This window comes from Nonomuraea sp. CA-218870, assembly GCF_050936535.1.
Classification (GTDB): Bacteria; Actinomycetota; Actinomycetes; order Streptosporangiales; family Streptosporangiaceae; genus Nonomuraea; species Nonomuraea corallina.
On record NZ_JBNJMN010000001.1, the window covers coordinates 4,244,907 to 4,259,933 of the forward strand.

Annotated in this window: 19 protein-coding genes; 10 read left to right on the forward strand and 9 right to left on the reverse strand. The window is 73.1% G+C overall.

Going from position 1 to position 15,027, the window contains the following annotated elements; all coding sequences use genetic code 11:
• Positions 1 to 4: 4 nt before the first annotated feature.
• Complete coding sequence (locus tag ACQEUU_RS20580; RefSeq protein ID WP_433068209.1) at positions 5 to 475, reverse strand: helix-turn-helix transcriptional regulator; 471 nt, start codon at positions 473 to 475, stop codon at positions 5 to 7.
• Between the two features lie 516 nt (positions 476 to 991).
• Positions 992 to 1,939, reverse strand: a complete 948-nt coding sequence (locus tag ACQEUU_RS20585) for an alpha/beta hydrolase family protein (RefSeq protein WP_433068210.1) — start codon at positions 1,937 to 1,939, stop codon at positions 992 to 994.
• A 166-nt stretch (positions 1,940 to 2,105) separates the two neighbouring features.
• Here ACQEUU_RS20585 and ACQEUU_RS20590 point away from each other — a divergent pair, with 166 nt between their 5' ends.
• Entirely contained in the window at positions 2,106 to 2,684 is a 579-nt protein-coding gene (locus ACQEUU_RS20590) for a TetR/AcrR family transcriptional regulator (RefSeq protein ID WP_433068211.1), read from the forward strand.
• 12 nt (positions 2,685 to 2,696) lie between these two features.
• Here the strand turns inward: ACQEUU_RS20590 and ACQEUU_RS20595 are convergent, their stop codons facing one another.
• Genes ACQEUU_RS20595 through ACQEUU_RS20610 form a run of 4 tightly spaced genes read right to left on the reverse strand, consistent with a single transcriptional unit; the run spans position 2,697 to position 5,799 of the window.
• Positions 2,697 to 3,728 carry an ABC transporter ATP-binding protein gene (locus tag ACQEUU_RS20595; protein ID WP_433068213.1) on the reverse strand — a complete coding sequence of 344 codons (1,032 nt, stop codon included), beginning with the start codon at positions 3,726 to 3,728 and terminating at the stop codon, positions 2,697 to 2,699.
• On the reverse strand, positions 3,725 to 4,564 hold the full coding sequence (locus ACQEUU_RS20600) for an ABC transporter permease (RefSeq protein ID WP_433068215.1): 840 nt from the start codon (positions 4,562 to 4,564) through the stop codon (positions 3,725 to 3,727). Before ACQEUU_RS20600 ends, ACQEUU_RS20595 begins: the two co-directional genes overlap by 4 nt.
• Positions 4,565 to 4,570: 6 nt before the next feature.
• Entirely contained in the window at positions 4,571 to 5,374 is an 804-nt protein-coding gene (modA, locus tag ACQEUU_RS20605; RefSeq protein WP_433068217.1) for a molybdate ABC transporter substrate-binding protein, read from the reverse strand.
• A gap of 11 nt (positions 5,375 to 5,385) precedes the next feature.
• Positions 5,386 to 5,799 carry a TOBE domain-containing protein gene (locus ACQEUU_RS20610; RefSeq protein ID WP_433068219.1) on the reverse strand — a complete coding sequence of 138 codons (414 nt, stop codon included), beginning with the start codon at positions 5,797 to 5,799 and terminating at the stop codon, positions 5,386 to 5,388.
• 165 nt (positions 5,800 to 5,964) lie between these two features.
• Here ACQEUU_RS20610 and ACQEUU_RS20615 point away from each other — a divergent pair, with 165 nt between their 5' ends.
• From ACQEUU_RS20615 to ACQEUU_RS20640, 6 genes are all read left to right on the forward strand, one after another.
• Complete coding sequence (locus ACQEUU_RS20615) at positions 5,965 to 6,360, forward strand: DNA-binding protein (RefSeq protein WP_433068221.1); 396 nt, start codon at positions 5,965 to 5,967, stop codon at positions 6,358 to 6,360.
• Positions 6,357 to 6,992: a transcriptional regulator gene (locus ACQEUU_RS20620; protein WP_433068222.1), complete on the forward strand. Its 636-nt coding sequence runs from the start codon at positions 6,357 to 6,359 to the stop codon at positions 6,990 to 6,992. The genes ACQEUU_RS20615 and ACQEUU_RS20620 overlap by 4 nt, the downstream gene beginning before the upstream one ends.
• Before the next feature lie 414 nt (positions 6,993 to 7,406).
• Positions 7,407 to 7,859, forward strand: a complete 453-nt coding sequence (locus ACQEUU_RS20625) for a cysteine dioxygenase (protein ID WP_433068224.1) — start codon at positions 7,407 to 7,409, stop codon at positions 7,857 to 7,859.
• Positions 7,856 to 8,278 (forward strand): rhodanese-like domain-containing protein, encoded by a 423-nt coding sequence (locus tag ACQEUU_RS20630; protein WP_433068225.1) that lies wholly within the window; start codon positions 7,856 to 7,858, stop codon positions 8,276 to 8,278. Before ACQEUU_RS20625 ends, ACQEUU_RS20630 begins: the two co-directional genes overlap by 4 nt.
• Before the next feature lie 52 nt (positions 8,279 to 8,330).
• The gene (gene tsaA, locus ACQEUU_RS20635; protein ID WP_433068227.1) at positions 8,331 to 8,732 is read left to right on the forward strand and encodes a tRNA (N6-threonylcarbamoyladenosine(37)-N6)-methyltransferase TrmO; all 402 of its coding nucleotides are present in this window, start codon (positions 8,331 to 8,333) and stop codon (positions 8,730 to 8,732) included.
• Positions 8,733 to 8,829: 97 nt separating this feature from the next.
• Complete coding sequence (locus tag ACQEUU_RS20640) at positions 8,830 to 9,816, forward strand: NAD-dependent epimerase/dehydratase family protein (RefSeq protein WP_433068229.1); 987 nt, start codon at positions 8,830 to 8,832, stop codon at positions 9,814 to 9,816.
• A 70-nt stretch (positions 9,817 to 9,886) separates the two neighbouring features.
• Here the strand turns inward: ACQEUU_RS20640 and ACQEUU_RS20645 are convergent, their stop codons facing one another.
• From ACQEUU_RS20645 to ACQEUU_RS20655, 3 genes are all read right to left on the reverse strand, one after another.
• Positions 9,887 to 11,287, reverse strand: a complete 1,401-nt coding sequence (locus tag ACQEUU_RS20645; RefSeq protein ID WP_433068231.1) for an FAD-dependent oxidoreductase — start codon at positions 11,285 to 11,287, stop codon at positions 9,887 to 9,889.
• 189 nt (positions 11,288 to 11,476) lie between these two features.
• Entirely contained in the window at positions 11,477 to 11,791 is a 315-nt protein-coding gene (locus tag ACQEUU_RS20650; protein WP_433068233.1) for a DMT family transporter, read from the reverse strand.
• Positions 11,788 to 12,414 (reverse strand): FMN-dependent NADH-azoreductase, encoded by a 627-nt coding sequence (locus ACQEUU_RS20655; protein WP_433068235.1) that lies wholly within the window; start codon positions 12,412 to 12,414, stop codon positions 11,788 to 11,790. Before ACQEUU_RS20655 ends, ACQEUU_RS20650 begins: the two co-directional genes overlap by 4 nt.
• 80 nt (positions 12,415 to 12,494) lie before the next feature.
• Here ACQEUU_RS20655 and ACQEUU_RS20660 point away from each other — a divergent pair, with 80 nt between their 5' ends.
• The 3 genes from ACQEUU_RS20660 to ACQEUU_RS20670 all read left to right on the forward strand — a co-directional run bounded on the left by ACQEUU_RS20660 (position 12,495) and on the right by ACQEUU_RS20670 (position 14,976).
• Positions 12,495 to 13,046, forward strand: a complete 552-nt coding sequence (locus tag ACQEUU_RS20660) for a TetR/AcrR family transcriptional regulator (RefSeq protein WP_433068237.1) — start codon at positions 12,495 to 12,497, stop codon at positions 13,044 to 13,046.
• A gap of 305 nt (positions 13,047 to 13,351) precedes the next feature.
• Complete coding sequence (locus ACQEUU_RS20665; RefSeq protein ID WP_433068239.1) at positions 13,352 to 13,837, forward strand: SigE family RNA polymerase sigma factor; 486 nt, start codon at positions 13,352 to 13,354, stop codon at positions 13,835 to 13,837.
• Positions 13,834 to 14,976 carry a hypothetical protein gene (locus tag ACQEUU_RS20670; protein ID WP_433068241.1) on the forward strand — a complete coding sequence of 381 codons (1,143 nt, stop codon included), beginning with the start codon at positions 13,834 to 13,836 and terminating at the stop codon, positions 14,974 to 14,976. The genes ACQEUU_RS20665 and ACQEUU_RS20670 overlap by 4 nt, the downstream gene beginning before the upstream one ends.
• Positions 14,977 to 15,027: the final 51 nt, after the last annotated feature.

The window sequence follows — 15,027 nt, forward strand, 5'->3', positions numbered from 1 at the left end:
GACGTTAGGCGGCGGACTCGCGCCGCGCTTCTCGGAACCTGCTCGGCGTGTTCCTGGCCGAGGTGTTCTTGGCCGAGGTGTTCTTGGTCGGCCGGGTGTGCAGCTTCGCCACACACGGGGGCATCGAGGTCACGGCGTGGTGCTCCCTGGCGCGGTAGGCGCTCGGCGTCTCTCCCAGCAGCTCGGTGAAGCGTGAGCTGAACGAGCCGAGCGACGTGCAGCCGACGGCCATGCACGCGTCGGTGACGCTGACGCCCGCGCGCAGCAGCGCCATCGCGCGCTCGATGCGGCGGGTCATGAGGTAGCTGTAGGGCGTCTCACCGTAGGCGGCCCGGAACTGCCGCGAGAAGTGGGCGGGAGACATGAGGGCGTGGCGGGCCATCGTCGGCACGTCGAGCGGGCGCGCGTACTCACGGTCGATCAGATCACGCGCCCGCCGCAAGTGGACGAGGCTGGCGAGGTCGTGCGTGGTCATGAGGAAAGGTTACAGGGACCGGCCCCGCGGGCTCCCGGCCGGAACGGCCCAACGGCGGGACCTTGGTCCCTGACGGGGTCGCGGCGGAGCGCGGGATGGTACCTCTATGTCCGCTGTCATCCCTTCTGCCGGAGGTACCCCGATGACCGAGATCGGCGCGGTCCCCGAGGCGGCGCCCCGGGAGCTCCCGTTCGCGACCCCGGCGGCGTGAGCAGGATGGTGAACGCCGCCGCGGCGGCGCCGTCGGTGCACAACAGCCAGCCGTGGCGCTTCCGCTGCGTCGACGAGGCCACCATGGAGCTGCACGCCGACCTCGAACGGCTGCTCGCGGTCACCGATCCGCCCGGCCAGGACGAGCGGCTGCTGTACGAGATGATCCCGCACCGGCGCACCAACCGCTTCCCCTTCGACGGTCGCGGGCTGCCCGCCGCGGTCCTGACCGACCTGGTGCACGCCGCCCACGCCGAGGGCGCCACGCTGGTCAAGGTGAAGGGCCGCACGGCCCTGCGCGGGGCCCTACTTGGAGTCGATCCGCCCCAGCGGGTCGGCGCTCTCCCGCAGCGCCGCGCACGCCGCCGGCCAGCTGGGATCCTCCGGGTCGAACGCGCTGCGCAGGTAGGCCACGGTGAGCCGCTGGATCAGGGCGACGCGCTCAGGACTCTCGTCCGTCGTCTCGGTGACGGCGTATCCGGAGATCCCGCCGAGCGAGTGCTCACCCCCGAAGAGCGTGAGCAGGCTCTTGTCGCCGGGGCTCAGACGGTACGGGTCGGTGAACCAGTCCGGCCCCCTGACCGTCAGGTGGGACCGGTCGGCGTCGCCCGCGACCACCAGGGCCGGCGTGGTCATGCCGGTGAAGTCCGGGTGCATGAAGGGCAGGTGCTCGGCCGCGAACGGAGTCAGGCCGGCGCCCCCCTCGCCCGGCGCGGCGAACAGGATCCCCGCGGTCACCCGCGGATCGGACAGGTCCTCGCCCGGCCCGCCGCCGGGGTCGAGGACCCGCGCGCCCAGCAGCACGCTCGCCGTCTGGGCGCCCCAGGAGTGTCCGGCCACGGCGATCCGGCCCCGGTCCAGGCGCCCGCCGAGGCCGGGCACGGCGGCCTCGACGAGGTCGAGGCGGTCGAGGACGCGGGTGAGGTCGTCGACCCTGATCCGCCAGATCGACGGGGTGCGGGGGTCGTCCGCGGGCAGGTTGAGCGTCCTGGAGTCGAGATGGGTGGGCTGGACCACCGCGAAGCCGTGGGCGGCCCAGTGGTCGGCCAGCGGGGCGTACCCGTCCATGGACTCGCCGAAGCCGTGCGAGAAGACGACGACGGGCAGGTCGCGCCCCTCGGCGGGCGCGGACACGCGCACCCGCAGCTCGGTGCCGCGGCCCGGGGCGGGCAGCGCGACCGGCTTCGCGGAGACGACCGGGGTGGGCGGCACGCCGGGGACCGGGTCGGTCGTCATCAGGGCTGAATGGCTCATAGGAGGTTGTTCCTCGCTCTCGGAAGGATGGTGCGGCGCTCCATGGCGGCGCGGCCTGGTTGGCCGGCAGGTCCGCGCTCTGGCATGATGAGGAAGCGGGACGCCGTCCCGTTTGACGATACGGGACAGTGTCCCGTTTATCAACCCGGCGGAGGAGTACGGTGCGATGAACGACCGGAGCGCGGCGCGGCCCGCCCGGCCCAAACGCGCGGACGCGCGCCGCAACGAGAAGACCCTGCTCGACGCGGCCGCCGCGATCTTCGTGACCTCGGGCGTGGACGCGCCGATCCGCGACATCGCGGCCAGGGCCGGCGTCGGGACGGCCACGATCTACCGCCATTTCCCCACGAGGGCGGACCTGATCATCGCCGTCTACCGCCACCAGATCGAGTCCTGCGCCGAGGCCGGGCCGGCGCTGCTGGAGGCCGGTCCGACGCCCTACGCGGCGCTGGAGCGGTGGATCGACCTGTTCGCGGACTTCCTGGTCACCAAGCACGGCCTGGCCGCCGTCCTGCAGTCCGACGACGCCGGCTTCCAGGCCCTGCACGCCTACTTCCTGGACCGCCTGGTGCCGGTGTGCGCCGCGCTGCTCGACGCCGCGGCCGCCGCCGGGGAGATCCGCCCCGGCCAGGACGCCCTGGAGCTCATGCGCGGCGTCGGGAACCTCTGCGTCGGCGCCGGCGACCCCCGCTACGACGCCCGCCGCATGGTCGGGCTCCTCGTCGCGGGACTGCGCCCGCGCTAGGCGGGCCCGCGTTCACGCCGGGTAGGCGTGGGTCTCGGTGGCCTTGACCGAGGCCCAGATCCGCTGGCCGGGGGTCAGGTCGAGGTCGGCGACGGCGGCGGGGGTGACGTCGGCGAAGGCGGTGACCGGGCCGTCGAGGTGCACGCGGACGTTGTCGCCGTGGCGTTCGATGCCCTCGATGGTGGCCTGCCACAGGTTGCGCGGGCTGCCGTCGGGACGGGAGCGGTAGAGCGCCACGGCGGTGGGCGGGAAGGCGACGAACGCCGGCCCGCCGAGCTGCTCGGAGGTGTGCACCAGCAGCCCGCCCACGTCGACCCGGCCCCCGTCCGCCGCCCCGCGATACAGGTTGAGCCCGACCAGCCGGGCCACGTAGTCGGTACGCGGACGGCGGGCGACCTCGCCGGGCGTGCCCTGCTGCACCACCGCGCCGCCCTCGATGACGACCAGCCGGTCGGCCAGCACCATGGCGTCCAGAGGGTCGTGGGTGACCAGGACGGTGGCCCCGTCGAACTCGGCCAGATGACGGCGGAGCCGGGAGCGGACCTCCAGGCGGGTGTGGGCGTCCAGCGCGGCCAGCGGCTCGTCCAGCAGCAGCAGCTCGGGCCGCACGGCCAGCGCGCGGGCCAGCGCGACCCGCTGGGCCTGCCCGCCGGACAGCTGACGGGGCCTGGCGGCGGCGTGGCCGGCGAGGCCGACGCGCTCCAGCAGCTCGGCCGCGACCCGGCGGGACTCGGCCTTGGAGACGCCCTGGCAGCGCGGCCCGAAGGCGACGTTGTCCAGCGCGCTCAGGTGCGGGAAGAGCAGGTAGTCCTGGAAGACCATGCCGATCGGGCGGCTCTCGGCGGGCAGCGTGTGCAGCGGCCTGCCGCGCAGGCTGATGTGCCCGCCGGACAGGGGGGAGAGGCCGGCCAGGGCGCGCAGGGCGGTGGTCTTGCCGGCGCCGTTGGGCCCCAGCAGCGCGACGACCTCCCCCCGCTCGGCCCGCAGGACGAGGTCGAGGGTGAAGGCGGGCCTGGTGACCACCAGCCGGGCGTCCAGGGTCATGGCGCGCTCACCCACCGGTCGCGCAGCGCGGCCAGGATGATCACCGAGACGGCCAGCAGCACCAGGCTGAGCACGATGGCCGCCTCCGGCTCCGTCTCCAGGGCGAGGTAGACCGCCAGGGGCATGGTGCGGGTGGTGCCGGGGAAGTTGCCCGCGAACGTGATCGTCGCCCCGAACTCGCCCAGCGCCCGCGCCCAGCACAGCACCGCCCCGGCCACCACGCCCGGCATGACCATGGGCAGCGTCACCCGCCGGAACACGGTCCACCGGGAGGCGCCGAGCGTGGCGGCGGCCTCCTCGAAGCGCTGGTCGGCGCCACGCAGCGCGCCTTCCACGCTGATGACCAGGAAGGGCATCGCGACGAACATCTCCGCGACGACCACGCCCGCCGTGGTGAACGGCAGCGTCACCCCGAAGGCGGACTCCAGCCACTGTCCCACCAGGCCGCGCCGGCCCAGGACCAGCAGCAGCGCGACCCCGCCCACGACCGGGGGCAGCACCAGCGGCACGGTGACCAGCGCGCGGACCAGGCGGCGGCCGGGGAACCGCACCCGCGCCAGCAGCCAGGCCAGCGGCACGCCGAGCAGGAGACAGCAGGCGGTCGCGACGGTCGCGGACACCAGCGACAGCCGCAGCGCCTCCAGCACGTGCGGCTCGGCCAGCCGGGCCGGCAGCGTGGACCAGGGGGCGCGGATCAGCAGCCCGGCCAGCGGCAGCACCAGGAAGGCCAGCCCCGCCACCGCCGGCACGACGAGCATCCACGGAGGCCTCCCGGAGACCACACGGTCGGGGGCGGGCTCCGCCGGGCCGGGGATTCCGGGCGCGGACGTGCTCATCTCAGATCACGGAATCCCGAAGCCGGCCTCGGCCAGCACGTCCCTGCCCTGCTGCGACAGCACCAGGTCGACGAACCGCCGGGCCGGGTCGCCGGCCCCGGCCAGGGTGGCGATCGGGTAGTCGTTGACCGCCAGATCGGCCTCGGGGAACGCGATCCCGGTCACCTTGCCCGCCGCGGCGATCACGTCCGTCTCGTACACGAGCGCCGCGTCCACCTCGCCCAGCTGGACCTTGGTCAGCGTGGCCTTGACGTCCTGTTCCAGGGTGACCGGGGTGACCTTCAGCCCGGCCGCCTCCAGCGCCTTGACCGCCGCGGCGCCGCACGGCACCTGCTCGGCGCAGAGCGCCACCTTCACCTCCGGGCCGGTCAGGTCCTTCAGCTCGTCCACCCGCGCCGGGTTGTCGGGGGGCACGGCGATCCTCAGCCTGTTGCGCGCGAACGTGGTGGGGGAGCCGGCCGCCGTCGCGTCCGTGACCGTCTTCATGGTGGCCGGGCTGGCCGCCGCGAACACATCCGCCGGGGCGCCCTGGACGATCTGCTGGGCGAGCGTGGCGCTGGAGCCGAAGTTGAAGCGCACCGTGGTGCCCGGATGCGCGGCCTCGAAGACCTCGCCGAGCTCGGTGAACGCCCCGGTCAGCGACGCCGCCGCGAAGACCGTGACCTCCCGCGCGTCCGCGCCGCCGGCGGCCTCGGCCGAGCCGGCCTCCGGCCCCCCGGCGCCACAGCCGCCCATCCCGGCCAGCACGAAAGCGACGGGCAACGCCAGCACCCGCCCGAGGGCCGTCCATCGCGACAGCGGCCTGCGCACCACGGAGCTCCTCACTGCTGGCCGGCCGCGCGCTCGTGACCGGGGATCTCCACGACGACGTTGGTGGACTTGATCACCGCGACGGCCACCACGCCCGGTTCGAGGCCCAGCTCGTCGGCGGCCTGCCGGCTCATGAGCGACACCACCCGGAACGGTCCGGCGGCGATCTCCACCTGGGCCATCACCGCGTCGCGGATCACCTCGGTGACGATCCCGCGGAAGCGGTTGCGCGCCGAGGACCGGCCGCCCTCGTCGGCGGAGCCGATCTGGGCGCGGGCGAAGGCGGCCAGGTCGGCGCCGCCGACCCGGCGGTGGCCGTGCTCGTCGCGCCCGGCTGCCAGCCGTCCCGCGTCCACCCACCGGCGGACGGTGTCGGCGCTGACCCCGAGCAGCGCCGCGGCCTCACTGATCCGGAAGGTGGTCACAGTCCTGTACTTTACCTGTCGCACATTCCATCATGGAAGCCCTTTGACTGTCGCAAACACCACCCGATTGTCCTGTCTTCCCTCGCATCTCCGCACCTGCTCATCCGGCGCCCTGACCTCAACATTTAGTTGACAATATTCCGTTGATAGTGCAGAGTCGTACGCATGTCACGCGAAGAGGACATCGCCCGCGCGGCGCACGCCGACCACGGTCAGGCCCGGCGCGAGAAGGACGCGCGCGAGCGCCTGCTGCGCCTCGGCGCGGACGCGCTCACCCCCCGCCCCTGGCGGCCCGCGTCCGTCCCGCCGTCAGCCGTCGACCTCGTGGCGTTCGCCGCCTGGCGCAACGCCGACCTGGCCCCCGACGACATCCTGAGCGCGCTCGCCCTCCTGCCCGCCGCGCGTGCCGAGGTTCATGGCCTGGAGTCGGCCCTGCTGTTCACGGCCCGTGGCGCCGGGCTGACCTGGGCGCAGATGGCGCAGGCCATGGGCTTCAACTCGCCGCAGGCGTGCCAGCAGCACTACATGCGCCTGGCGGCCAGGCAGGACGCCGGCTCATGACCGTCGGCTCCCCGCCGGGACTCCTGGTCCTGCACGCCGTGCGGATCACCGGCTACGCCGACACGCCGGCGATCGCGCGGCGGTTCGGGCTGGACCCGGCGGAGACGAAGGAGGCGCTGCTCGACGCCGAGGCGTTCGGCTGGGTGCGGCACACCTCCTTCGCCGACGACGGCGGCTGGTCGCTGACCGAACGCGGCCGGGCCGAGAACGAGCGCCTGCTCGCGGCCGAGCTCGCACAGGTGGGCGGCGCCGGCCTGGTCCGCGAGGTCTACCGCGCGTTCCTCCCGCTGAACGGCACCCTGCGACGGGCCTGCACCGACTGGCAGCTGCGGCCTGTCGCGGGTGATCGGCTGGCGACCAACGACCACTCCGATCCGGTCTGGGACGCCAGAATCCTCCGGGAGCTCGCCGCCGTCGGCCGCGCGCTCGTACCGCTCGCCGAGCGCCTGGCGGGCCTTCTGACCCGGTTCCGCGGCTACGACACGCGCTACGCGGAGGCCTTGACCCGTGCCCGCGCGGGGGAGGCCGCCTGGGTGGACCGGACCGACGTCGACTCCTGCCATCGCGTCTGGTTCGAGCTGCACGAGGACCTCATCGCCACGCTGGGGATCGACCGGAGCGCGCAGCCCTGACCGCCGGGCGGGCGTCACGTCTGCCGCCCGCCCGGCGGGGTGCAGTGACCGGTGGGGGACCGCGTCTGGTGCGCCGGCCTGGGCCATGACGGGCGACAGGGATGGTTCTCCCAGTACGCGCTCGTACCCGTGGAGCGGCTGTACCTTTAGTGATCTACATTGTAAAGGCACCCTCATGCAACGAACCTCCCTGGTCAGCCCACAAAGCAACTGACGGCGACTGGAAAGTGGCACCAGCAAAACCCTATTTTCAGGTTGACTTAGTGGGGAATCTGGGCCACGCTGTGAGCCATGCACCTCGGGTCTCTTCTCTGGTCAGACCTGCCCGTCGACCTCGGACGGCAGGCGAGCGCGCTGTGTCGCGTCCCCGCATGACGACGAACCGGCGGAACGACAAGATCAGAAAGAACCACCATGACCGTGAAGACCTACGCACCGGCCGCGCTCGACCTGGGGGAGCGCGCCCGCGCCCTGGCCGCTGACCTCGACACGTGGGTGCGGCGCGTGCGGCTGGACACTCAGGAGCGCTGGTACGAGCGGCTCCACCACGACGACGACCACGAGGTCTGGCTGATCAGCTGGCTGCCCGGTCAGACGACCGGCTTCCACGACCACGGGGACTCGCGAGGCGCGTTCTCCGTCGCCCTCGGCACGCTGCGGGAGCACGACGTGACCGCCGAACGTGAACTCGCCCCCGGCGAGGTCCGCGAGTTCGGCCCCGGCTACGTGCACGAGGTGCGCAACACCTCCGGCGCTCCGGCGGTGAGCGTGCACGTCTATTCGCCTCCGCTGTCGGTGATGACCCGCTATGACCTCACCGGTTCCGGCCTGGTCAAGCGGGTGGAAGAGACGGCGGAGCAGTGGTGAGCGGGCCGCCGCCGGGTGCGCGCAGCATCGAGCGGATCCTGGCCGACCGGAGGAGGTCGTTGCACCGGCTGTCGCCCGCCGACGCGTACGCCCGATGGCTCGGGGGAGCGGTCGTGGTCGACATCCGCCCGGCCGCCCAGCGGGCGGAGGAGGGCGAGGTGCCGGGGGCGCTGGTCGTCGAGCGCAACGTCCTCGAATGGCGCTTCGACCCGGTGGGGGAGGCCCGGCTGCCGGAGGCGACCGGGTACGACGTCGAGGTGATCGTGCTGTGTTCCGAGGGCTACACCTCCAGCCTGGCGGCGGCGTCGTTGCACGAGCTGGGCCTGACGCGGTCCACCGACGTCATCGGCGGTTTCCGCGCGTGGCGCGAGGCGGGCCTGCCGGCGACGGACGGCACGGGCACGCCGGCCGGGAGCTGATTCCGGCGGGGCGGGGGTGCCGCGATCGGGCCGGATGCGGTACGGAGGAGTCATGACGTACGAGATCCGGCCCGTGGGGGTCGTCGAGTCGCCCTTGGCGGATCGGGCGAGCGCGCCGAAGCAGGGGGTGGAGGGCGCTCCGGAGGCGTGGCTGTCGTTCGATCCCGCCGTGGCCGAGGGCCTCGGAGATCTCGCGGTCGGTGACGACGTGTTCGTCCTCACGTGGCTGCATCTGGCGGACCGGTCCGTGCTGGCCGTGCATCCGCGTGACGATCCGCGTCGTCCGCTGACGGGTGTCTTCAGCACCCGGTCCGCCGACCGGCCCAACCCTGTGGGCCTGCACCGGGTCAGGGTGCTCGCGGTGGAAGGGCTCCGGGTGCGGGTGTCCGGTCTCGAGGCGGTGGACGGCACCCCGATCGTGGACGTGAAACCGGTGCTGGACGCGACACGCTAGCGGTGCTCCCGCGCGGCGGGGCCTGGTGTCCCGTCGTGGGCTTACGCCGGAGGCGAATCTGGTCCGGGTTCGTCGCCGGCGGTGTTTGGGTGGTCTCATGGATCTTCTCATCCTCGGCGGCACCGCCTGGCTCGGCGGTGAGGTGGCTCGGCAGGCGATCGGGCGCGGGCACCGGGTGACCTGTCTGGCGCGGGGCGAGAGCGGGCCGCCGCCTGACGGCGCGACGCTGGTCCGTGCGGACCGGCGGGCGCCGGGAGCGTACGAGCGGGTGAGCGGGCGGGACTGGGACGCGGTCGTCGAGGTGTCGTGGCAGCCGGGTCTGGTCCGCGGCGCGCTGGAGGCCCTGGGCGGTCGCGCGGCGCACTGGGCGTATGTGTCCTCCGGCAACGTCTACGCCTCTCACGGCGTGCCCGGGGCGGACGAGTCGGCTCCGCTGCTGGAGGCCACGGACCGGGACGAGGTGGACAGGGAGCTGTACGGCGAGGCGAAGGTCGCCTGTGAGCGGGCCTCGGCCGAGCGGGTGGGCGACCGGCTGCTCATCGCGCGGGCCGGGCTGATCGGGGGGCCCGGCGACCGGAGCGGCCGTTCTGGCTACTGGGTGTGCCGGGCCGCGCGTGACCCGTACGGGCCGATGCTCGTGCCGGACTCGCCGGAACGGCCCACTCAGGTGATCGACGTGCGCGACCTGGCGGCGTGGCTGCTCGACTGCGCGCAGGCGCGGATCTCCGGCACCTACAACGCGGTCGGCCCGGTGGTGCCGTTCGGCACGTGGATCGAGCAGTGCCGCGCCGTGGCGGGCCACACCGGCCCGCTCGTCGCCGCGGACCCGGACTGGCTGCTCGACCAGGGGGTCAACGAGTACATGGGGCCTGAGTCGTTGCCGATGTGGCTGGTCCAGCCCGGGTGGGAAGGCTGGTCGGCCCGTTCGGGGGAGGCGGCGCGCGCAGCCGGCCTGCGCCATCGCCCGCGCGCCGAGCTGCTCGCCGATCTGCTGGCCTGGGAGCGGAGTGAGGGGCTCGACCGGCCGCGCGCGGCCGGGCTCAGCGCCGCCCGCGAACGGGAGCTGCTCGCCGCCCTCGGATGACCGGCATGGCGTTGTCGCGTACGCGTCGGCCGGCGGTTCGCGGGCGATCGGAGCGCGGCACAGGCCTCCGTCAGCCGCAGCAGCCGCCGGCGGTGGCCACAGGAAGGGGCGTGGACAGCAGGCCGCCGCTGATGCCGGTGGCCAGGCCGGTCCGCTGCTCCTGGGCCTCGGCCAGGCTGGAGGAGCACACGCCGGTCTCGGGCAGGTCGAGCCGAACGTCCCGGGCCGCCTCCCAGTCCCCGGCGATCGCCGCCACGACCGAGCGGACCTGCTCGTACCCGGTGGCCATGAGGAACGTCGGGGCGCGGCCGTAGCTCTTGACGCCGACCGCGTAGTAGCCGGGTTCGGGGTGGGCGAGCTCGTCGACGCCGTGGGCGGGGACGGTGCCGCAGGAGTGCTGGTTGGGGTCGATCAGCGGGGCCAGGGCACGGGTGGAGCCGAGCACGGGGTCCAGGTCGAGGCGCAGTTCCGAGGCGATGGCGTGGTCGGGGCGGTAGCCGGTGGCCGACACGATCCGGTCCACGGTGACGCTTTGCTCGTGGCCGGACGGGTCGCGGCTGACCACCTCGACGCCCTGGTCGGTGACGTGGACGCGGTGGGTGAAGAAGCCGGTCAGCAACCGGATGCGGCCGGATTCGACGTGGGCGCGCAGCCGGGTGCCGAGCGCGCCGCGGGCCGGGAGCGCGTCGGCCGCGCCGCCGCCGTAGGCGCGGGCCGCGTCGCCGGCCCGGATCGCCCAGGTGATCGCGGTGTCGTCGAGTTCGGCCAGGGCGAGCAGGGTGGTGGCGGCCGAGTGGCCCGCGCCGACGACCAGTACGCGCCTGCCCTCGTAGCGGTCGCGGTCCGCGCCCAGCACGTCGGGCAGGGCGTGGTCGACGGACACCTCGTTCTCGCCGTGGGCGGGCAGCCCGCTCGCGCCGAGCACGTTCGGGCTGGTGTACGTGCCGGAGGCGTCGATGATCGCGCGGGCCCGCAGCTCGGCGCCGTCGTCGAGCCGGATCACGAACGGGGCCTGCTCGCGGCCGCCGGTGCGGACCCGGTCGTAGCCGAGGCGGCTGATCGCGGTCACCTTGGCGCCGAGCCGGACCTTGTCGCCGAACAGCTTGGCCAGCGGGGCGAGGTAGTCGTCGATGAGCTCGGCACCGGTCGGCAGCCAGTCGGCGTCCGGGGCCGTCCAGCCGTCGGCCTGGAGGAGGCGGCGGGCGGCGGCGTCGATGTTGTACCGGTACGGGCTGAACACCCGTACATGCCCCCACCGGGCGACCGAGGCGGCGACGCGGTCACCGGCTTCGAGGACCGTGAGGTCGATGCCGCGCTCGGCCAGATGGGCGGCGGCGGCCAGCCCGACGGGGCCGGCGCCGATCACGACGACGGGCAGCTCGCCCATCTGCCCGGAGGCGGCCCGCGCATCCTGGGAGGTGGCGGACTGCTCGATCTCGACGGCGATGGCGCCGCAGCAACTGTCACTCATGACGGCTCTCCAGATGGGACGGTTCAGCGGAAGACAAGGATCACAGGGGCGGAGGCGCGGGCGCGTGCTCCTGAATAGAAGCTCATCTAAACAGTTCAGATTCTGAACCGCTGATTAGAGATATGTCAAATTAGATGAGCACCTAAGCTGTCACGGGGGACCGCCGTCCTGTCATCGGCGCGCGACGCGTCACGTGGTCACCCTGGCCAGCACGATGCCGCCGACGATCAGGGCGAGCGCCGCCATCCTGCCCACGGAGACGGGGTCGTCGTCGAGGACGATCCCCAGGGTGATCGCGCCGACCGCGCCGATGCCGGTGAAGACCGCGTAGGCGGTGCCGACCGGCAGCGTGTTCATGGCCCGGGACAGCAGCCAGACCGCCGCGGCCATCAGGACCAGGCAGATCAGCGTGGGAACCGGCCGGGTGAAGTTGTGGGTCGGCTTGATGCTCTGTGACCACGCCACCTCGACCAGTCCGGCCAGGACCAGGATCATCCAGTTCATCGGGCCGCCTCCTTCAGTGCCGTGGCCAGCGACTCCTCGTGCCGGTCGCGCAGGTGTGCCAGCGCCGGGTCGAGGCGGGCGTTGACCAGTTCGGCGTGGATGAACCTCACGTCCTCCACCTGGAAGTGGCCCTTGAAGAAGTCGCGCAGGTAGCGCTCCTGGTGGTCGTACGGCTCGCGGGGCGTGCCGGGGCCGTAGGCGCCGCCGCGTGCGCTGGTCACCACGAACGAGCGGCCCTGGAGCGACATCCGGGGGAAGGTGATCTGGTCGAGCCAGGCCTTGAGCGCCGAGGGGATGGAGTAGTTGTACATGGGGGTGCCGATGAGGATCACCTCGGCGGCCACGACCTCGTCGAGCAGGGGCGCCACGACGGACCAGGCCCGGTGCTGCGCGGGGGTGCGGGCGGCCTCGGGGTAGCGGGAGATGTCGGTGATCTCCCGTTCCAGGAGGTGGTCGCACAGTTCCGTCCAGGCCTCGCCGATGTGCGGGACGGGGTCGGCCGCCAGGTCGCGGTAGACGTAGCCGGCTCCGGGGTGGGCGGCCCGCCAGGTCTCGGCGTAGACGCTCGACAGCCTCCGCGAGAACGACGCGCGGCGGGCGCTCGCGTCCAGGTGCAGCAGCATGGTCTCTCCTTGTCGCGCTTATGTGGACACTCTGTCCGCTTGACTATAACCGGACGTCGCGTCCACCTACAATCGGGCGCATGGAGAGAGCCGACGCCGCGCGCAACCGCGCGCGGATCCTGGAGGCGGCCGCGGCGCTGTTCGCGGAGCGGCCGCCGCAGGACGTGACGATGGACGACATCGCCAAGAGGGCCGGAGTGGGCCGCGGCACCCTCTACCGCCGGTACCCGGACCGGGCGTCCATCGCCGTGGCGCTGCTCGACGGGCACGAGCGTGACCTGCAGGAACGTCTCCTGCGCGGCGAGCCGCCCCTCGGCCCGGGAGCGCCGCCAGGCGAGCGGCTGGCCGCCTTCTACGCCGCCATGGTGCGCCTGCTGGAGGACCACGCCCACCTGGTGCTCGGCTCGGAGGTCGGCCGTTCCCGCCTGGAGACCGGCGCGTACGGCTTCTGGCGCGCCCACGTGCGCGCCCTCCTGACCGCCGCCGGCACGCCGGGCCCCGACGCGCTGGTCGACGTGCTGCTGGCCCCGCTGGCCCCGGAGGTGTACCTCTACCAGCGCACGACGCTCGGTCTCTCCCCGGAGCGGATCGCGGAGGCGCTGGCCCGGCTCACAAAGGCCGTGGACGGCTGACCGAGACCGGGACCAAGGCCGCCTTCGTCAGCGTCGCCGGGCGCGACCGGGGCCTGCCCCTTCTCGGAACCCTCCGTGGGCGAGTTCATCCTGGGCAGCGCACCCGTCGCCTCGCGGTGAGACGACGGGCGAATGTCGCGTAGGCCCCGTCCGCGTAGGGTGGAAGGCGACCGATGCCGGGGCTCCTGGCGGATGGTCTGTAAAGGCTGACGTGATGCGGCGGGACGCTGACGGTTTCCGGCCCCGGGAACGGCGGATCGCGTGCGGGCCCCAACCGTTCACCCCGTCCCGCGCGTCTTGTTCATATGACGGATTCCGAGGCGTTCGAAGCCTTCGTCACCGCCTGGCACGCGCGGCTGCTGCGTGCCGCGATCCTCATCAGCGGTGACAGGCATCTGGCCGAGGATGTGCTCCAGGATGCCCTGATCAAGTTGGCGCGCCGCTGGCCGAAGGTGCACACCGATCCGGTCAACTACGTGCGCACCATCTTGTATCGGGATGTGGCGTCCAGGTGGCGCAGGCAGCGGGAGTTCGCCTGTGAGGAGCCGCCGGAGCGTGCGGACCATGACACCTCGGGGGCGTCGGATCTGAAGGTGGTGTTCGCTCGCGCGCTGGCCAGGTTGCCGGTGAAGCAGCGGGCGGTGCTGGTGTTGCGCTTCTACGAGGACCTGCCGGTGGGGGAGGTCGCGGCGATCCTGCGGGTTTCGCCGGGGACGGTCAAGAGCCAGACGCACGCGGCGCTGAAGCGGTTGCGCGAGGTCGCTCCCGAGCTGGAAGAGGTGTTCATATGACGGACCAGAGGCTGCGGGAGTTGTTCCACGATCTCGCCGAGACGCTGCCCGAGGGGGTGTCCGGTGCGGGGGAGCTGTGGCGGCGGGGCGCGCGCGACCGTGCCCTCGGCAGGCGGCGGACGGCCGTGGCCGCGGCGGCTGGTGCGGCGGTGGTCACTGTGCTGGTCGTGGTGGGGGTCGCCGTCTCGCGGGAGCCGGCCGAGCGTGACGTCACCGTGTATCCGAGTGTCACACCGGCTTCCACGGCCGCGCTGGGTCCCGTCATGGACACGGCGCCGCCGCCCGGCGGCGAGGCGGGGTTGCCGGTTCTGGCGAGCGCGTTGCCGCGCAGGTGGGCGGATGTCCCCGTCGTGGCAGGGGTGGCGGGACCGGTGCTGGCGCTGGCCCAGTACGGCGACGGGCGGATCTACATGGTGAAGTCCGGCGGGCGGATCCCGCTGGAGGTGAAGCTGGAGGGCGTGGCGCCGTTGCGGCCGAACTCGCTGTCCGCCGACGGGACGCTGGCCGCCTTCCCGCAGCGGGACGAGGTGGTGGTCGTCGATCTGGTGATCGGCCGGGCGAGGAGTTTCCCGGTGCCGGGGTCGAACGTGGAGGTGTTGTGGCGCGGTGAGCGCATCCTGGTCGGGCAGCGGGGGGCGGACTATGTGCTGGACCTGGCCACCGGTCAGGCTCGGCGACAGTCCCAGCGGGGGATGGCCGGCGTCGCGGGCTATCGCGATCTGTGGCTCGGGTCGACGCGTGACGGCGGCTGGACGGTCGTCCAGGAGGACGGGTCGGAGGTGGAGCTGGACATCCAGGACATCACCGGCGAGGGTGGTGAGCCTGCGGGCAGGCTCGGCTGGCAGCGCGACGAGCTGGTCGCGGTCACCCGTCACGATCCGGCGGAGGGTGCCGACGTGGTCGTGGTGGCCGATTCCGCAACGGGGCGAGTGATCAGGACGCTGCTCCTGCCCTGGGGGGATCCGCCCGCCACGAGATGCGGTGAGGGCGGCTGTGCCGTGCGGGGCTGGCTCAGCCGGGACACGGTGATCGTCGAGAGCGGGAATCGGCTGCTCGGCTGGAACATCAAGACGGGTGCGCTGTCTCGTGTCGCCGACCTGTCCGAAGGGGTGGCCGCGTACTCCTTGCGCAACGGGTGAGCGCCGTGGGCGTCACCGATTCGCTTTTTCCCGATGCGGCGGGGCGGAACG